The sequence below is a fragment of the Glaciihabitans sp. UYNi722 genome (genome assembly GCF_040549465.1).
GTDB lineage: Bacteria > Actinomycetota > Actinomycetes > Actinomycetales > Microbacteriaceae > Lacisediminihabitans.
Map to the genome: position 1 here is coordinate 1 of NZ_JBEPTL010000038.1, position 14936 is coordinate 14936.

Genomic DNA, 14936 nt, shown 5'->3' on the forward strand with positions numbered 1-14936 from the left:
ACTCCGGATCCATCCGTCGAGTTGCGCCGTGTTGTGGTTCATGCGGCAGATGAACCACAACACGACGCAACTCGACGGCAGACAGCGGACCGCAGGATCCGCCACCACCGGCGAACTAATCCGTCAACTCACCCTCAACCCCACCAAGGGCTACCAGACCCACAACCAAGAAAACCGTTGACCCCAGGGGTTCAACGGTTTCCTGCGTCCCGAGACAGGACCTGTGGTGCGCGAGGGGGGACTTGAACCCCCATGCCCGTTAAGGCACACGGACCTGAACCGTGCGCGTCTGCCAATTTCGCCACTCGCGCAGACTTAGCGACATTACCACAGCAGAGAGATGCGAATCAGAAGTGCCCTGGGTCATCCCCGCCATGGATATCCGCAACCGGGATGCCCTATGGGCAGTGCTTCCAGAGCCAGCGGCTAACATCTACGTAGTTGCACGCACGGTGACAAGGGAGACCATTGGGCCTACTGGACAGCTTTGAGAAAGGTCTTGAGCGCGCCGTCAACGGCGCATTCGCCAAGACCTTCAAGTCCGGGCTGCAACCGATCGAGATCACCGCAGCCCTGCGCCGGGAACTCGACACCCAGGCCGCCGTGGTTTCCCGCGACCGCATCCTCGTGCCGAACCGGTTCACGGTGCGGCTGGCCCGCGGCGACTACGAGCGCATGACGGGTCTCGGCAGCACCCTCATCGATGAACTCAGCCAGCTCGTGCAGCAGCATGCCGCCGCGCAGCACTACCAGTTCTCCGGCGGCATCACCATCACGCTCGCGCCAGACCCGGCCCTCACCCAGGGCATCGTGCAGATCGACTCGGTGAGCGTCAAAGGAACCGTCTCGTGGACCCCGGTCCTGGATGTCGCAGGCAAGCGCTACCCGATCACCAAATCCCGCACAATCATCGGGCGGGGTAGCGACGCCGACATCACCGTGGACGACACCGGCATCTCCCGCAAGCACGTCGAAATTCTCTGGGATGGAACACGCGCGCAGGTGAACGACCTCGGGTCGACTAATGGTTCGCAGCTCAACGGCGCCCCCGTCAATAAGGCCCCTCTCACCCCCGAATCCGTCATCAGCATCGGAAGAACCCGTATTGTTTTCCGGGTGCTTGCCCAATCGGCCTCGGTCGACCAGTTCTCTGACCTCCGCGCCGACGACGGCCCCGGTGGCCGCCGTTGAGTGAACTCACCCTCCTCCTCCTGCGTTTCGGTTTCCTGATCGTGCTGTGGGCCTTCGTGTTCGCCGTGGTCTACGCGCTCCGCACCGACCTCTTCGGGCAGCGCACCCGCAAGCTGCCGGCGGAGTCAGGCAACGCTGCGCCGTTCGTGGCCGCCGCCGTCGCGCCGCCGACGTTTGCGGCGTCCAACGACCTCACCCAACCGGTCTCCACGGGGGGCAACTCCGCGAGCGCCACCCGTCTCGTGATCACCTCAGGGCCGAAGCAGGGCCTCGAGTTGACGCTTCCACGGGAGCCGCTCACCATCGGTCGGTCCGGTGAAAGCGGCCTGGTCATCCGCGACGACTACACCTCAACACACCACGCGAGGCTCATGCTGTGGAGCGATGACTGGGTGATCCAGGACCTAGACTCGACAAACGGCACATTCCTGGACGGCACGCGAGTGACGCTCCCGACCCCGGTTCCCCTTAATACGCCGGTACGCATCGGCACGACAAGCTTCGAACTTCGGCGGTAGGTGAATGGCCACATCGGGCAAAAGCGCGGCCGTCTCCCACGTTGGGAAGATCCGCGCCAACAACCAAGACTCCGGCTATGCCGGCACCCAGCTGTTCGTGGTCGCCGATGGGATGGGCGGTCACGCGGGCGGTGACGTCGCCTCAGCGATCGCGCTCAAGCGCGTCATCGAGGCCGACCGTAGCTTCGCCTCTGCTGAGGACGCCGAGTTCGCACTGCAGTCCTCCCTCATTGCCGCGAACGCGATGCTCGCCGAGACCGTATTCGAGCATCCGGAGCTCACCGGCATGGGCACCACGGTCAGCGCGATCCTCCGCTCGGGTGACAAAATCGCGATCGCCCACATTGGCGACTCGCGCATTTACGTGCTCCGGGATGGGGTGCTCAAGCAGATCACCGCCGATCACACTTTCGTGCAGCGCCTCGTCGACAGCGGACGCATCACGCCGGAGGAGGCCGCGGTGCACCCTCGACGATCCGTGCTGATGCGGGTGCTCGGCGATGTGGACGCATCGCCGGAGATCGACACCACCATCGTCGACCTCGTGCCCGGCGATCGATGGCTGCTCTGCTCCGACGGCCTCTCGAGTTACGTCTCCGACGACAAGATCGAGGCAGCGCTCAAGACGGTCCCGATCGCGAGGGATGCCGCCGACCGCCTGGTCAAGGAAAGCCTCGACCAGGGCGCTCCCGACAACGTCACCGTCGTCATCGTCGATGTGGATGAGACAGGCGACTCGTCATCCGTTCCGTCCGTCATCGTGGGTTCGGCGGCTCTTCCGCTCACCTTCGAAGGCGAATCGGGACGCCGCCCGCTCCGACTTCCGGCGCTGCTGCTGCACCCACTCAAGTCGACGCAACAGGAAGACAGCCACTTCGAGCCGGAGTCGGACGAATACCTCGACGAACTCATCCTCGAAGACCGCCGCCGCGCGCGGAACCGCCGCATCGGCTGGCTGGTCGGCGTCGCGCTGATCGTGATCGCGATCGTGCTCGCCCTTTTCCTCGGCTACCGCTGGACCCAGACGCTCTACTACGTCGGCGCCAACGGCCAGAATGTGGCCATCTATCGTGGCGTGCAACAGAATCTCGGCCCGTTCTCGCTGCACAGTGTCTACGCCGACCAGAGCATCAAACTGGACAAGCTACCCAGCTACACGCGCAAGACGGTGGAAGACACGATCAGCGCGAGCGACCTGAAAGACGCCCAGAGTATCGTCCAGCGACTGTCAGATGCCGTCAAGTAGCGCCAATTCGACCGAACAGATCGGGCGCCCCGTGGCCGGGCAGCCCGTCGAAGCGGGCCCACGCAACACCTTCACCAACAGCATCCGGATCAGGCTGAGGGTGCCCGCCAAGCTGCGCAATCTCGAGCTGGTGCTGCTGCTCTTCGCCTGCGCGATCGTCGGCAGTTCGATCGCCCTCGTGCAGCTCGGCGCGCTCGGCAAACTCGATGGCAGCGTTCTCGGCATCGGCACCGCGCTTGGGGTGCTCGCCATCGGCATGCACGTAGCGATGCGTTTCGTCGCCCCAGAGGCCGACCCGTTCATCCTTCCGGTCATCACCGTGCTCAACGGTCTCGGCATCGCGGAGATCTACCGCCTCGACATCTCCAAAGGACTCACCGGCTGGGATGCCGCCGGTGTGCGCCAGATCGCCTGGACAGCCATGGCGATGCTGATGGCCCTCGCGGTGATCCTGCTTATCCGCAACCACCGGGTGCTGCAGCGCTACCGCTACGTGGCGATGTTCGTCGGTATCGTGCTGCTGCTCCTGCCGATGCTGCCGGTGATCGGCCAGACCATCAACGGCGCCAGGCTCTGGATCCGCATCGGGAGTTTCAACTTCCAGCCGGGCGAGCTCGCCAAGATCGCGCTAGCCATCTTCTTCGCCGGCTACCTCGTCACCGCGCGCGACAGCCTGTCGCTGATGGGCCGGAAAGTTCTCTGGATGCGCTTCCCGCGCGGCAGGGACCTCGGCCCGATCCTCATCATCTGGGTCGCCGCGATGGCAGTGCTCATCTTCCAGCGCGACCTTGGAACGGCACTCCTCTACTTCGGCCTGTTCCTGGTGATGATCTACGTCGCCACCGGGCGCGCCAGCTGGGTCATTTTGGGCCTGGTGCTGTTCGTCGGCGGTGCCATCATCGCCAGCCAGGTGCTCAGCTACGTCGGAAACCGCTTCAACTCCTGGCTCGACGCGTTCAACCCGGAGATCTACCAGAAGGTCGGCGGCAGCTATCAGCTGGTGCAGGGCATCTTCGGTCTCGCCCACGGCGGACTCGTCGGTACCGGATGGGGCCAGGGGCGGCCCGGAATCGTGCCCCTCGCCGAGAGCGACTTCATCATCGCCAGCCTCGGCGAAGAACTCGGGCTCGCCGGACTGTTCGCGATCCTCGCCCTCTACCTGCTGTTTGTCTCCCGCGGTTTCCGCATCGCCTTCGCCGGCCAGGATGATTTCGGCCGCCTCCTCGGTGTCGGCCTCTCGTTCGTCATCGCCCTGCAGGTCTTCATCGTGCTCGGGGGCGTCACCCGCGTGATCCCGCTCACCGGTCTGACGACACCGTTCCTGGCCGCAGGTGGGTCGTCGCTCGTCGCGAACTGGATCATCGCCGCGCTCCTGCTTCGGCTCTCGGACTCCGTGCGCAATCAGCCGCGATTGGTGGTGGAGTGATGAATAAAGAACTGAAGCGCGTGAGCATCGCCGTTCTCCTCATGTTCATCGCGCTCTTCGCGTCGAGCACGGTTATCACGGTGTTCCAGGTGGACAACCTGAACGCCGACGGCCGCAACGTGCGCACGCTCTACGACTCCTACTCGGCCGAGCGCGGCCCGATCCTCGTGGACGGCCAGGCCATCGCGGAGTCGAAGCCCGTCAACGACCCCTACAAGTTTCAGCGCGTCTACAACAGCCCAGAACTCTATTCGGCGGTCACCGGATACTTCACCCTCAACCAGGGAACCACGGGCGTCGAGGGCTCGCTCAACAACTACCTCAGCGGCACGGCCAATGACCAATTCCTGTCCAAGATCAACTCGATCATCACCGGGCAGAGCCCCAAGGGCGCCTCGGTGTCGCTCACGATCAACCCGAAGGCGCAGCAGGCCGCTTTCGACGCTCTCGGCAACTACACCGGCGCCGTCGTCGCAATTGATCCGAAGACCGGCGGCATCCTGGCGATGGTATCGAAAACGGCCTACGACCCGAACCCTCTTGCCTCGCACAAGACCGACGACGTGATCGCCGCCTACAAGCAGCTGCTCGGCGCCCCCACCCGTCCACTCCTCAACCGCGCGATCGGCGGCGATCTCTACCACCCGGGCTCCGTGTTCAAGCTGGTCGTGGCATCCGCTGCCATCGATAGCGGCAAGTACACCCCCGACAGCGAGTTCCCGAACCCGTCCACCTACCAGCTGCCCCTGAGCAACACTGTCATCTCGAATGCGGAGGGTGGCACCTGCGGTGGCACCCCGACGGTCACCATCGCCACGGCGCTGCGACTCAGCTGCAATATCCCCTTCGCACAACTCGGCGCGGCCCTGGGCGCCGACACCATCTCGAAGTACGCGAAGGCCTACGGATACGGCGCAGACTTCTCGGTGCCGATGTCAGTCACGCCGAGCACATATCCGATCAACACAGATGTCGCGAAGGTCATGCTTTCGTCGTTCGGCCAGGACGAAGACCGCGTGACCCCGCTGCAGATCGCGATGACCTCGGCCGCCATCGCGAACAAAGGAACGCTGATGTCGCCGACCCTGATCAAGGAGATCGACGCGCCGGATCTCACCCCGATCCAGCCCTTCCAGGAAAAGGCTTACGGGCAGCCGATCAGCGCGGAGACGAGCGCGACACTCACCCAGCTGATGGTGAGCAACGTCAGCAACGGAGCGGCCAGTAATGCAAGAATTGACGGAGTCGATGTTGCTGGCAAGACCGGAACAGCAGAGAACGGCAAGGGTAGGCCATTTACCCTCTGGTTCACCGGGTTTGCCCCCGCAAACGACCCACAGATCGCTGTCGCGGTGGTCGTAGAAAACGGCGCGGGCTTCGGCAACTCGGTTTCAGCGCCAATCGCGAAAAAAGTTATAGAGGCGGTGCTTAACAAATGAGACCCACGAGTGGCCTCACCTTCGGGGGACGTTACCAGCTCTCCAGCCGCGTCGCGATCGGCGGCATGGGCGAGGTCTGGCAGGCGACCGACCTCGTGATCGGGCGCACCATCGCCATCAAGATCTTGAAAGACGAGTACCTGGGCGACCCCGGCTTTCTCGAGCGCTTCCGCGCCGAAGCCCGTCACGCCGCACTCGTCAACCACGAGGGCATCGCCAATGTCTTCGACTACGGAGAGGAAGAGGGAAGCGCCTACCTCGTCATGGAACTCGTTCCCGGCGAAGCGCTCTCCACCATCCTTGAGCGGGAACGTGTGCTGTCGACCGACAGGGTTCTCGATATTGTCGCGCAGACGGCATCCGCCCTGCACGCCGCGCACTCCGCAGGACTCGTGCACCGCGACATCAAACCGGGAAACCTCCTGATCACCCCGGATGGCCGGGTCAAGATCACCGACTTCGGTATCGCCAGGATCGCCGACCAGGTTCCCCTCACCGCCACCGGCCAGGTCATGGGAACCGTGCAGTACCTGTCTCCTGAACAGGCCAGCGGACACCCGGCCTCCCCCACGACCGACATCTACTCTCTCGGCATCGTCGCCTACGAGTCGCTGGCTGGCCGTCGTCCGTTCACCGGCGAGTCGCAGGTCGCGATCGCGATGGCGCAGATCAACGAGCAGCCACCAGACCTTCCGGTCACCGTCTCGGAGCCGGTACGCAACCTCGTCTACGCCTGCATCGCCAAGAACCCGGCCGACCGCCCGGCCTCCGCCGCGCACCTGGCGCGCGCCGCGCAGGCTCTCCGCCGCGGAGATGTCGCCGGAGCCGCCGCTGCCGTTCCCGGTGTCGTCGCGGCCGGCACGCTGCCGGCCCTGCTGCGCGAGAACCCTGCCACCACGCAGGCCACCCGCCTCATGACCACCGCAGGACCGACCCTGTTGGGTGCGCCGCCGACAGGGCCGACCGAGACCAAGCGCCGCAACCCGTGGACTTGGCCGCTGATCGCCCTCATCGCGCTGATCGTCATCATCGTGGTCATCACCGTGATCAACCTGGTCGCGAACCCCTCGACCAAAGCCCCGGTAAAGACGGCGGACAAGACGCCGTCGGTCTCCGCTAGTCCGTCGATCACGCCATCCGCTACGCCGAGCAGTGATTTCGTCAATCTCAAGCTCTCCGATATCCAGGGCAAGAGCGAGAACGACGCCCGCGCCTTCCTCGACACCCTCGGCCTCGGTGCCACGGTCGCTTCCGGCGGACCTGTCGCGACGACCGCGGGCCAGGTCGGCACGGTGGCGATGGCTGACCCGACAGGCAACATCAAGCGCGGCCAGCTCGTGACTTTGAAGCTGTATCAGCCGATGCCCGCACCGCCTGCCCAACCCGGTGACCTCACATCGAGTTCCGCCGAGGCCACGGTCAACACCGCGGTGACGCTCACCATCCCTGCCTACACCGGCTGCCCGGCCGGTTCCACGCTGACAGGGTTCACCTTCTCTTCAAGTGCCGGTTCCACGGTGACTCCAGGAAATCCGGTCTCCTCGACGGCGACCACCGTGCAATTCAAGTTGTCGGTGACCCCAGGGGCCAACACGGTCTCATACGTGGCACAGTGTTCGAGTGGCGCCTCACCAGCCTCCGTGCAGCTGACGGTGACCGGCACCGCCCCAACGACGCCGTAGCCAGCAACCCCGTTTGCCGACGCATTACACTGGCAAAGACTTGGCCCGCACCATCCAGGAGATAATTCGTGACTGAAGGTACCCGCCTGCTCGCCGGCAGATACCAGGTCGGCGCGCTCATCGGCCGGGGCGGCATGTCGGATGTTCACGTCGGCACCGACACGCGTCTCGGTCGCCGCGTGGCCATCAAGCTCCTCAAGCCGGCGCTCGCGACTGACCCCAAGTTCCGCATCCTGTTCCGCGAGGAAGCCCAGAAGGCCGCGCGCATGGCGCACCCCACGATCGTGCGCGTCTTCGACGCCGGCGAGGAGACGATCACCGAGCCAAACGGTCTCGAAACCCAGGTGCCCTTCATCATCATGGAGTTCGTCGACGGGCGCCTGCTCAAAGACATCATCGCCGACGGTCCGCTCGACCCGAAAGAGGCCGTGCGCATCATCTCGGGCGTGCTCACCGCCCTCGAGTACAGCCACCGCGCGCTTCTGGTGCACCGCGACATCAAGCCGGGCAACATCATGGTCACGCAGAACGGCCAGGTCAAGGTGATGGACTTCGGCATCGCCCGTGCCGTCTCCGACAACTCCGCGACCGTAGCCGACACCAGCGCCGTGCTCGGTACCGCGCAGTACTTCTCGCCGGAGCAGGCACGTGGCGAGACAGTGGATGCCCGTACCGATCTATATTCCGCCGGCGTCGTGCTCTTCGAACTCCTCACCGGGCGCCCGCCGTTCCGCGGGGACCGCGCCGCCGCCGTCGCCTACCAGCACATCAGTGAGGCTGCCGCCGCACCGAGCACACTGAACCCGAAGGTCTCACCCGCGCTCGACGCCGTGGTGCTGCACGCACTCGCCAAAGACAAGTTCGACCGCTTCCAGACTGCTGCGGAATTCCGTCACGACCTCGAGGCCGCGGGTGCCGGTGAGGTACCGGTGCGCAAGACCCCGGCCGCCAATGATTTCAACGCAGCCCTCTTCGGCGCTAACCCGAGCGCCACCGCCGGCTCGGAAGCCACCATGCGCCAACTGTCTTCCCAGGACGACGACCGACCGGTGCGCACTCAGACCCGGCCGCCCGTCGCCTGGATCTGGGTTGGCATCACGGCCATCGCAGTCATCCTGGTCGCCGTCGTGTTCTGGGTTGTCAACCTGCCCCCGGCGAGCATCAGCGCCGGCCTCTCGATCTCCGTGCCCGATGTGCGAGGCGACGAATACACGAAGGTGGCGGCGCCGAAGCTCACCAAGCTGAAACTGGTGCCGAATCTTCTCACCGAGGCCAGCGACACCGTTCCGGAGGGCCAGGTCATCTCGACGGATCCCAAGGCGGGCACAAGGGTGAGTAAGGGCCAGGCGATCAAGGTCTACATGTCCGCGGGCAAAAACCCCACCACCATCCCGAGCGTCAACAACCTGGCGGAAGACGCGGCCAAGCAAGCCCTCATAGATCGTAAGTTGAAATACGGCAAATCCTCGCCGGAGCACTCTGCCACGATCGCGGCCGGCACCGTCATCCGCAGCGAACCCGCGGCGAACGTGGCGGCCAGGGAGGGCGACACTGTCAACCTCGTGGTCTCCGACGGCCTGGTTAACATCCCATCCGTCGTCGGGCAGGATATCGCGGCGGCGAACGCCCAACTACTGGCGCTGCAGTTGAACGTGACGACCCAACCGAACTCCGGATGCGGCGGCAGCAAAGTCACCGGGCAATCGGTCACCGGCGACAACCAGCCGCAGCACTCGACCATTTCGATCACGTACTGCAGCGGCTGATCCCCCCCTCTACCGCCCGCGGTTAACCAGCGGCGTGAGCCCTTGCGCCGACTCCCGCGCCTCGGGAAGCCCGGCCACGGCCAGCCAGTTCGCCAGTATCGTGTAGCCACCCTCCGTGAGCACCGACTCCGGATGGAACTGCACGCCGTAGATCGGCGCGTACACGTGGCTCAGCCCCATGATCACGCCCCCCGCCGTGCGTGAGGTGACCACCAGGTCCGCCGGAACCGTCGAATCGACGACGGCCAGCGAGTGGTAACGGGTGGCGGTAAAAGGCTGGGGAACCTCCTCGTAGATCAGGCTGCCATCGTGTGTGACCAGCGACGTCTTGCCGTGCATCAACTCGTCGGCATGGGTGACGGTGGCCCCGAGCGCCTCTGCAATCGCCTGGTGTCCGAGGCAGACGCCCAGCAGCGCAAGGCCGGATTCGAGCGCCGCTGTCACCAGCGGCATCGATAGTCCGGCGGCCCGGGGTGTTCCCGGCCCGGGCGACAGCAGCACACCGTCGTACTCGGTGATGCGCGATGCGGCCTCGCTCACCGGAAACGCGTCGTTGCGCAGTACTTCCGTCTCGGCGCCCAGCTGCAACAGGTAGTCGTTCAGCGTGTAGACGAAGCTGTCGTAGTTGTCGATAACGAGGATTCGGGTCATGGCCCCACTGTGTTGTCGTTGACGTTCACGAAGGTGTTAAGCCATGGGAAGACGAAGAGCACCAGCACGGCCAGGATGATGGCGAAGAACAGCACCATCAGGATCACCCGCAGCCAGGTCGGGCCGGGCATCAGTCGCCACAACGCTCCGTACATCGGAATGCCTAACCCTTCGCCGTCACTGTCGATTTGATCGGGACCGGTGCCCCTGCGGATGTCGGCTGCCACGACTCGAGGGAGGCATAGGCGATGATCCGCTCCGCCGCCGAGAACATCGGGTTGCAACTCGTCATGGTGAGCACTCGGTCGGTCGGTGCCGTGCCGGATGACTGGGGGACCGGATCGAGCACCCCCACGCCGGTCGGCCGCACGTATTCGAGACCGCGGAAATCGTAGGTGTAGTAGCCATCCTGCGTCTGCACGTAGATCTTGTCGCCCACCTGCAGCGAGGCAAGCTTGTTGAACGGCGCACCGTGAGTGGTGCGATGCGCGGCGACGGCGAAGTTGCCGATCTGGCCGGGCATCCCGGTATTCGGGTAGTGTCCGATGCCGTTCTTGTCGAGCACGTCGGTGGTGCCGACACCCTCGGAGATCGAGCGAGAGTAGTCGGCGCCGAAACGCGGTACGTACATCACGGCGAACTGCACGGCGTTCGTGGGTGCCGTCGCCACCACCGGGTCACCGAAGTCCTGCGGAGTGTCACTCGGGTGCTCATGGGTGGGGGCAGAGTTGTCCCATTTCTGGGCGAGGCCCACGGCCGCGTTGTTCTGTTGCGCTCCCACCACCAGGTCGTTGAACCAGAGCTGCCAGCCGAGGAAAAGGAAGACGAGAACACCGGCGGTGATCAGCACTTCACCGAGGATGCCGACGAGGCTGACCCGGCGACGCGGGCGGCCTGCGGCCCGGTTTCGGCGGCTCTCTCGCACCTCGGTCATGCTGTCGATTCTAAGCGTTTGGTGTCATGGCGAGCATGGGCTCAGCCCACGCCCGGGAGACATCACAGCTTTCACGCTACAATTCCGGAATGGCCAGATCGAACGCGCGAACCAAACCCGCAGCCTCAGAAGAGACCCGCGCGGGGGACAACGTTCCCAACCCCATCTGGTTCAAGCCGATCATGTTCGGCCTGATGCTCATCGGCCTCGCCTGGATCATCGTCTTCTACGTCAGCCAGAACACCCTGCCCGTTCCACAGCTCGGCCAATGGAACATCCTGATCGGCTTCGGAATCCTCTTCCTCGGATTCCTGATGACCACTCGCTGGCGCTAGACACCACCACAGCCTGACCGAGACTTACACGGCTGTAATTATCCCCACTGTGGAAAACCCTGTGGATAACTTTCAGCCCTAGACGCGTAACAGGGCAATCGACGCTCCGAAAATGGCTAGCGCGATGAGTGCCGCGAGCGTTCCTCCCAGCCCCACGAACTGGATGGTGCGCTGGCTCCTGTTGCGCGTGCGCGCGAAGATCAGCCCGACAAGAGCCCCCACGATCAGCCCGCCTATGTGCGCTTGCCAGGCAATGCCGGGGATAACGAAGCTGAGTGCGAGGTTGATGCCGATCACTATCAGCAACTGCACGCTGTTGCCGCCCAGGTGCCTCTGGATCACGAAGTAGGCCCCGAGCAATCCGAAGATCGCACCGGACGCGCCAGCCACGGGGGTGGCAGGCGCGATCAGCAACACGGCCACCGAGCCGCCGATACCGCTCAACAGGAACAGTGCCGCAAACCTGGCCCGCCCCAGCATCCGCTCCATCATCGGCCCGAAGATAAAGATCGAGTACATGTTGAACAGCAGGTGCAGGATCGACAGGTGCAGGAACAGTGACGTGATCATGCGCCACGGTTGAATCGCGGTGTATGGGCCGTAATAGAAGAGGTTCTGGAAGACAACACCACGGGTAGTGCCAGTGAACAGCTCGGCGACGAAGATGACGACGCAGAGCCCGATGATGCCGTAGCTGATGATCGGTGAATCGGATCTGCCCATCCGGCGCATCGACGTCACCACTGCCGGGCGCGTCTTCGGCAGTGACTGGCGAGCCTCTTTCACGCACTCAGGGCAATGCACTCCCACGGCGGCCGGCGTCTGGCACTCCGGGCAGATAGTTCGCCCACAGCGTTGGCAGAGCACGAAGCTTTGACGATCCGGATGCCGGTAGCAGTAATTGTCGGAGTCGTTCGGAACCTGCGTCACTGTCCCGCCACTGAGAGCTGTCTCGCCACGAGGTGTTAGACCTCCTCGACCGTCACGGAGTTGATGACGACATCTTCCTTCGGCTTGTCGCGGGAATCCTTTTCGACGGCCTCGATCTTCTTGACGACGTCGCGCGATGCTTCGTCGGCCACCTCGCCGAAGATCGTGTGTTTGCCCTGCAGCCAGGTGGTCGGCACGGTGGTGATGAAGAACTGCGAGCCGTTGGTGCCCTTGCCGCCCTGGGTGCCCGCATTGGCCATCGCGAGCAGGTACGGCTTGGTGAAGGTGAGCTCAGGGCTGATCTCGTCGTCGAAGGCGTAGCCCGGTCCGCCGGTTCCCTGGCCCAGCGGGTCGCCGCCCTGGATCATGAAGTCGTCGATGATGCGGTGAAAGATGACACCGTCGTAGAGGTTGTCTTTCGACACCTTTCCGGTGCCCGGGTGTGTCCACTCGATCTGACCGGCGGCGAGTCCCACGAAGTTGGCGACAGTCTTCGGCGCGTGGTTGCCGAAGAGATTTACCTTGATATCGCCGAGGGAGGTGTGAAAGGTGGCTATTTGGGTGTGCAATGACATAGAGATATTCTTTCACAGCATTACCTAGCGCTCAGGCTATGTTCAGTCAACCGGGTTTGTGCTCGGCGGGGCGCATGCAAGGATGGAACACATTCTCCGTACGACAACTGGAGGTTTCTCATGGCACTGTCACGTAAACGCGAGAAAGAACTGAAGCGTCTCCGCGAGGCTGCATCGGATCTGTGGGACGACCAGAGGGACGTTCTCGAGCACGCTTCCCGGGTCGTTCGCGAGGCCAGCCGCCAGGCCGGACACGTCGGGCGCGAAGAAGTGGCCCCACGGGTGAAAGACGCGATCGACCACCAGGTGCGTCCGCGCATTTCCTCTGGCATCTCCACCGCGCGCAGTGCCGCAGACGGTGCACGCGAGCGGTTCGCTCACGATGTGCTTCCCGGCGTCGCATCCGCTCTGTCCTCCGCTATCGCAGTGCTCGAAATCGCGAAGGATCCGCGCGTTCGTGAAGCGCTCGGCAAGGCCTCGAAGACCGGGTCGCAGCTTGCTTCGCGCGTCGGCGTGAATGTACCGGTCAAGAAGTCTGCAGGGCCTGGCCGCTACATCATCATCGGCTTCGGCGTGATCGCCGCCATCGGCGTCGCCTACGCCGCCTGGCAGACGCTGCGCGCCGACGACGAGCTGTGGGTTAGTGACGAGCCCGACGAGCTGGACGAGACTCCCGCGAAGTAGCGGTCTACCGCCCGCTGTCGCGATGGAAGCGGATGCCGGCATCCACCATGGCCACCCTCTTGAGTGAGGCGACGGCGGCGAGATCGAACCACGCCGCCCTGTCGGTGCTGCCGTTCGCCTCGTTCTGCAACTCCCCGGAGACGACTCTGGCGGCATAGACGATGCGCAGGGCGTGCAGTGGCGGGGCGCCACTCACGAAGCGGGCGGATGCGGGAATCACCCGGGAGTCGACGCCGATGAGGCCGTCGAGTTGCGCCATAAAACCTGTCTCTTCGAGTATCTCGCGCCGGGCGGCATCCGCCGGGTCCTCGCCGGGATCGATACCGCCGCCGGGCAGCGTCCAACTGGACTTGCCATTCTCCGACCAGTGGGCGAGCAGCATGCGGCCGTCGTCGATGATGACGCCGTAGGCCGCGACACGGATATCCATCTGCCCACCGTATCGACAATCCTTCGATGTCAGCCGAGCGCCTTCCATGCTTGGAGGCTCTGGTAGTCGCTGTGCGCCCCTCACGGCGCGGCCGAGGACTTCATCACGTCGATGCCCGTCCTCGACACTGACAGAATGTTCCCATGACCTCCGCGCATCGCGGCATCCTGACATGACAACTCCCACCGCACTCAACTCAGCACTCCCCTATCTGGCCTGCCCCATCTGTGAGTCACCACTGATCATGGATGCCGCGGCACTCACCTGCGAGCGCAATCACACCTTCAACATCGCACGACAGGGCTACGCCTCGCTGCTGGTCGGCGGTCACTCGCCTCATCTCGGCGACACGACCGACATGGTGCGCGCCCGGCAGGCCTTTCTCGCCGCCGGTCACTACCGGCCGATCGCTGACGCGGTCGCGGAGGCGATCCCTGGCGATTCGAGAGGCCTCTGCGTCGACCTGGCCGGTGGCACCGGCTACTACCTCGAGCGAGTGCTTGAGTTGCAGCCATCCCTCGATGGCCTGGTGCTCGATGCGTCGGTGGCGGCGGTGAAGGTCGCCGCCCGATCCCACCCAAGAATCGCTGCGGCCAGCGCAGACGCCTGGCGTGCGCTCCCAGTTCGTTCGGGCGCGGTCGGCCACATCCTGAACGTTTTCGGTCCGCGCAATGGCCCGGAGATGCGGCGAATTCTCGAGCAGGGCGGAACCGCTCTGATCGTCACTCCACGCCCCAGCCATCTCGAGCAGCTCCGCGAGCGCCTCGGAATGATCGGCATCCAGGATGCTAAGGAAGATCGCCTGGATGCCCAGCTCGCGGGACTCACCCTGGCGGCACGCCGCACCGTGGAGTACACCGCCGCGATCAGTCCCTCCGACGTGTTCAACGAGGTGTCGATGGGTCCGAGCGCGTTCCACGTGAAACCTGCGGAACTCGAGGCGCGCGTGCAGCAGCTCGAACCAGAGACCATGGTCACCATCGCGGTGTCGGTGAGCACCTACCGAAAGAGTTGAACTCCGGATCCATCCGTCGGGGTTGGGGGGGGGGGGGGGGGGGGGGGGGGGGGGGGGGGGGAGGGGGGCCCCCCCCCCCCCCGCCGGGGCGCCGCCCCCCCCCCCCCCCCCCCC

17 protein-coding genes and 1 tRNA gene are annotated in these 14936 nt (G+C 64.5%); 11 read left to right on the forward strand and 7 right to left on the reverse strand.

Annotated features, from left to right (window positions below; all coding sequences use genetic code 11):
• Nucleotides 1–181, forward strand: a 181-nt coding sequence (locus ABIB56_RS17810; protein ID WP_354570564.1) for a hypothetical protein, incomplete at its 5' end; no start/stop codon positions are given.
• A 43-nt stretch (nucleotides 182–224) separates the two neighbouring features.
• Here the strand turns inward: ABIB56_RS17810 and ABIB56_RS17815 are convergent.
• A tRNA-Leu gene (locus ABIB56_RS17815) sits at nucleotides 225–311 on the reverse strand.
• 157 nt (nucleotides 312–468) lie between these two features.
• On the opposite strand from ABIB56_RS17815, the gene ABIB56_RS17820 reads away from it, so the two are divergent.
• From ABIB56_RS17820 to pknB, 7 genes are all read left to right on the forward strand, one after another.
• Entirely contained in the window at nucleotides 469–1191 is a 723-nt protein-coding gene (locus ABIB56_RS17820; protein WP_354570565.1) for an FHA domain-containing protein, read from the forward strand.
• On the forward strand, nucleotides 1188–1709 hold the full coding sequence (locus ABIB56_RS17825; RefSeq protein WP_354570566.1) for an FHA domain-containing protein FhaB/FipA: 522 nt from the start codon (nucleotides 1188–1190) through the stop codon (nucleotides 1707–1709). The genes ABIB56_RS17820 and ABIB56_RS17825 overlap by 4 nt, the downstream gene beginning before the upstream one ends.
• 4 nt (nucleotides 1710–1713) lie before the next feature.
• Entirely contained in the window at nucleotides 1714–2955 is a 1242-nt protein-coding gene (locus ABIB56_RS17830) for a PP2C family protein-serine/threonine phosphatase (RefSeq protein ID WP_354570567.1), read from the forward strand.
• Nucleotides 2942–4381, forward strand: a complete 1440-nt coding sequence (locus ABIB56_RS17835) for an FtsW/RodA/SpoVE family cell cycle protein (RefSeq protein ID WP_354570568.1) — start codon at nucleotides 2942–2944, stop codon at nucleotides 4379–4381. The genes ABIB56_RS17830 and ABIB56_RS17835 overlap by 14 nt, the downstream gene beginning before the upstream one ends.
• Nucleotides 4381–5820: a peptidoglycan D,D-transpeptidase FtsI family protein gene (locus ABIB56_RS17840; RefSeq protein ID WP_354570569.1), complete on the forward strand. Its 1440-nt coding sequence runs from the start codon at nucleotides 4381–4383 to the stop codon at nucleotides 5818–5820. Before ABIB56_RS17835 ends, ABIB56_RS17840 begins: the two co-directional genes overlap by 1 nt.
• A complete protein-coding gene (locus tag ABIB56_RS17845) occupies nucleotides 5817–7502 on the forward strand; it encodes a serine/threonine-protein kinase (RefSeq protein WP_354570570.1) in 1686 nt (561 codons plus the stop codon). The genes ABIB56_RS17840 and ABIB56_RS17845 overlap by 4 nt, the downstream gene beginning before the upstream one ends.
• Before the next feature lie 68 nt (nucleotides 7503–7570).
• Complete coding sequence (pknB, locus tag ABIB56_RS17850; protein WP_354570571.1) at nucleotides 7571–9268, forward strand: Stk1 family PASTA domain-containing Ser/Thr kinase; 1698 nt, start codon at nucleotides 7571–7573, stop codon at nucleotides 9266–9268.
• A gap of 9 nt (nucleotides 9269–9277) precedes the next feature.
• Here the strand turns inward: pknB and ABIB56_RS17855 are convergent, their stop codons facing one another.
• The 3 genes from ABIB56_RS17855 to ABIB56_RS17865 are packed head-to-tail and all read right to left on the reverse strand — an operon-like array spanning nucleotide 9278 to nucleotide 10853.
• A complete protein-coding gene (locus ABIB56_RS17855; protein WP_354570572.1) occupies nucleotides 9278–9919 on the reverse strand; it encodes an anthranilate synthase component II in 642 nt (213 codons plus the stop codon).
• Nucleotides 9916–10074: a hypothetical protein gene (locus tag ABIB56_RS17860; protein WP_354570573.1), complete on the reverse strand. Its 159-nt coding sequence runs from the start codon at nucleotides 10072–10074 to the stop codon at nucleotides 9916–9918. Before ABIB56_RS17860 ends, ABIB56_RS17855 begins: the two co-directional genes overlap by 4 nt.
• 8 nt (nucleotides 10075–10082) lie before the next feature.
• Entirely contained in the window at nucleotides 10083–10853 is a 771-nt protein-coding gene (locus ABIB56_RS17865; RefSeq protein WP_354570574.1) for a class E sortase, read from the reverse strand.
• Nucleotides 10854–10942: 89 nt separating this feature from the next.
• Between ABIB56_RS17865 and ABIB56_RS17870 the strand changes: the two genes are divergently transcribed.
• Nucleotides 10943–11188: a cell division protein CrgA gene (locus ABIB56_RS17870; protein ID WP_354570575.1), complete on the forward strand. Its 246-nt coding sequence runs from the start codon at nucleotides 10943–10945 to the stop codon at nucleotides 11186–11188.
• A 78-nt stretch (nucleotides 11189–11266) separates the two neighbouring features.
• On the opposite strand, the gene ABIB56_RS17875 is transcribed toward ABIB56_RS17870, so the two are convergent.
• Entirely contained in the window at nucleotides 11267–11974 is a 708-nt protein-coding gene (locus ABIB56_RS17875; protein ID WP_354570576.1) for a rhomboid family intramembrane serine protease, read from the reverse strand.
• Between the two features lie 179 nt (nucleotides 11975–12153).
• Nucleotides 12154–12693, reverse strand: coding sequence for a peptidylprolyl isomerase (locus ABIB56_RS17880; RefSeq protein ID WP_354570577.1), 540 nt, complete (start codon nucleotides 12691–12693; stop codon nucleotides 12154–12156).
• A gap of 120 nt (nucleotides 12694–12813) precedes the next feature.
• On the opposite strand from ABIB56_RS17880, the gene ABIB56_RS17885 reads away from it, so the two are divergent.
• Nucleotides 12814–13377 carry a hypothetical protein gene (locus ABIB56_RS17885; protein ID WP_354570578.1) on the forward strand — a complete coding sequence of 188 codons (564 nt, stop codon included), beginning with the start codon at nucleotides 12814–12816 and terminating at the stop codon, nucleotides 13375–13377.
• A 4-nt stretch (nucleotides 13378–13381) separates the two neighbouring features.
• On the opposite strand, the gene ABIB56_RS17890 is transcribed toward ABIB56_RS17885, so the two are convergent.
• Nucleotides 13382–13807, reverse strand: coding sequence for an NUDIX hydrolase (locus ABIB56_RS17890; protein ID WP_354570579.1), 426 nt, complete (start codon nucleotides 13805–13807; stop codon nucleotides 13382–13384).
• 172 nt (nucleotides 13808–13979) lie between these two features.
• Between ABIB56_RS17890 and ABIB56_RS17895 the strand changes: the two genes are divergently transcribed.
• Nucleotides 13980–14822, forward strand: coding sequence for a putative RNA methyltransferase (locus ABIB56_RS17895; RefSeq protein WP_354570580.1), 843 nt, complete (start codon nucleotides 13980–13982; stop codon nucleotides 14820–14822).
• Nucleotides 14823–14936 lie beyond the last annotated feature (114 nt).

Coding starts and splice junctions, on each gene's coding strand:
- ABIB56_RS17840 (WP_354570569.1), top strand. CDS start 4,381: ATGAATAAAGAACTGAAGCGCGTGAGCATCGCCGTTCTCCTCATGTTC.
- ABIB56_RS17870 (WP_354570575.1), top strand. CDS start 10,943: ATGGCCAGATCGAACGCGCGAACCAAACCCGCAGCCTCAGAAGAGACC.
- ABIB56_RS17890 (WP_354570579.1), bottom strand. CDS start 13,807: ATGGATATCCGTGTCGCGGCCTACGGCGTCATCATCGACGACGGCCGC.
- ABIB56_RS17835 (WP_354570568.1), top strand. CDS start 2,942: ATGCCGTCAAGTAGCGCCAATTCGACCGAACAGATCGGGCGCCCCGTG.
- ABIB56_RS17845 (WP_354570570.1), top strand. CDS start 5,817: ATGAGACCCACGAGTGGCCTCACCTTCGGGGGACGTTACCAGCTCTCC.
- ABIB56_RS17895 (WP_354570580.1), top strand. CDS start 13,980: ATGACAACTCCCACCGCACTCAACTCAGCACTCCCCTATCTGGCCTGC.
- ABIB56_RS17855 (WP_354570572.1), bottom strand. CDS start 9,919: ATGACCCGAATCCTCGTTATCGACAACTACGACAGCTTCGTCTACACG.
- ABIB56_RS17880 (WP_354570577.1), bottom strand. CDS start 12,693: ATGTCATTGCACACCCAAATAGCCACCTTTCACACCTCCCTCGGCGAT.
- ABIB56_RS17830 (WP_354570567.1), top strand. CDS start 1,714: ATGGCCACATCGGGCAAAAGCGCGGCCGTCTCCCACGTTGGGAAGATC.
- ABIB56_RS17885 (WP_354570578.1), top strand. CDS start 12,814: ATGGCACTGTCACGTAAACGCGAGAAAGAACTGAAGCGTCTCCGCGAG.
- ABIB56_RS17865 (WP_354570574.1), bottom strand. CDS start 10,853: ATGACCGAGGTGCGAGAGAGCCGCCGAAACCGGGCCGCAGGCCGCCCG.
- ABIB56_RS17860 (WP_354570573.1), bottom strand. CDS start 10,074: ATGTACGGAGCGTTGTGGCGACTGATGCCCGGCCCGACCTGGCTGCGG.